This window comes from Nocardia cyriacigeorgica (genome assembly GCF_010858045.1).
GTDB classification, from domain to species: domain Bacteria; phylum Actinomycetota; class Actinomycetes; order Mycobacteriales; family Mycobacteriaceae; genus Nocardia; species Nocardia cyriacigeorgica_E.
Map to the genome: position 1 here is coordinate 10146 of NZ_JAAGVC010000070.1, position 1538 is coordinate 11683.

Sequence of the window (1538 nt, forward strand, 5' to 3'; positions counted from 1 at the left end):
GGCCGGTGGGCCGGCCGCCTCTCCCCTGCGTTCGCGGGTGTGTCAGGGGACGATGACGGCGCGTCCGCGCAGTGTGCCGGCGGCGAGTCGCCGGTAGGCTTCGGGCGCGTCGTCGAGGGTGAAGCGTTCGACGGCGATGTCGAGGACGCCGGCGTGGGCGAGATCGATGAGTTCGATGAGTTCGCCGCGGGTGCCCCAGTACGGTGCGGTGACGGCGGTTTCGTAGGGGCTGATGCCGAAGCCGACGTGGGCGGCGGATTGTCCGTCGCCGAGGCCGACGATGGTGACGTCGGCTGCTACGCCGGCGACGGCCATGGCGGTGTCGACGGTGGGCTGGTAGCCGACGAAGTCCAGGACCAGGGTTGCGCCGCCGGGTCCGGTGATGGCGCGGACGTTGTCGGCGGCTGCGGCGTCGGACAGTACTGCTTCGTGGGCGCCGACGGATGTGGCGAAGGCGAGTTTGTCGTCGTTGACGTCGAGGGCGATCACCCGGGCGGGTGAGAGGTGGCGCAGCAACTGGATGGCGACGTGGCCCAGTCCCCCGCTGCCGATCACGACGGCGAAGGTGCCTGGCACCAGTTTGGGCAGTGAGCGTTTGATGGCGTGGTAGGGGGTGAGTCCGGCGTCGGTGAGCGGCACGGTGGCGACGGGGTCGAGGTCGCCGATGGGTACCAGGTGGCGGGCGGAGTCGACGATCATGTATTCGGCGATGGCGCCGGGTGCGCCGAGGCCGGGTGGGTAGATGCCGAGTTCGGCGGCGCGGGAGCAGTAGTTTTCGGCGCCTCGAGAGCAGAACCAGCAGGTGCCGCAGCCCCAGGGGCCGTAGACGACGACCGCCTGGCCCAGTTCGAGACCGGTGACGCCCGCGCCGAGGGCGGCGACGGTGCCCGCGCCTTCGTGGCCGAGGGTGAGTGGCAGCGGAAAGGTGAGGGCTTCGGCGGGCAGGGACATGACGAAGTCGTCGGAGTGGCAGACCCCGGCGGCGGTGATTTTCAGCAGGACCTGCCCTGGGCCCGGTTCGGGGGTGGGGATGTCGCGGACTTCCGGTTCGGCACCGACCGCCGCGTATTGCAGAGCCTTCATCGCACGTCCTCCGTTCGATGCTGGTTGCCTCCACGATCGCATGCGCGCCCGGCATCCGGGTGGCAAATCGCCGCGGAGCGTCGTCGGAGGTGTCGGTGACGACGCTCGGCTTTGTGGTGCTGGTGGCGATCAGTAGGCGTGGGCGAGGTCCGCTGGTTACCAGACGAGGGTGAGGTCGGGGATGCGGACGCGGCCGAAGAAGCGTTTGTCGATGTCGCTGCCGTCGTGGTTGTAGCCGTTCATGAGGTCGGCCAGTTCGTCGGCGAGGGTTTGCAGGGCGGGGCTGATGATGTCGATGCCGTCCTCGCGTACCCATCCCCATTCGGGTGGGACGTTGTCGATGGTGATGTCGATGCAGCTGTGGTGTGGTGTGTCGACGGTGTAGGTGATCTGGGGTGGGGCGTCGCCGATTCCGGTGCGATCGTGGTGGGTGCGGGTGCGCCGCCGCCGGGCAC

At 69.2% G+C, this 1538-nt stretch carries 1 protein-coding gene and 1 pseudogene; both read right to left on the reverse strand.

Annotation, left to right across the window (positions count from 1 at the left end; genetic code table 11):
• Positions 1-42 precede the first annotated feature (42 nt).
• Positions 43-1083 carry an NAD(P)-dependent alcohol dehydrogenase gene (locus GV790_RS28265; protein ID WP_163817797.1) on the reverse strand — a complete coding sequence of 347 codons (1041 nt, stop codon included), beginning with the start codon at positions 1081-1083 and terminating at the stop codon, positions 43-45.
• Positions 1084-1239: 156 nt separating this feature from the next.
• A pseudogene (locus tag GV790_RS28270) lies at positions 1240-1538 on the reverse strand (hypothetical protein); the annotation flags it as partial.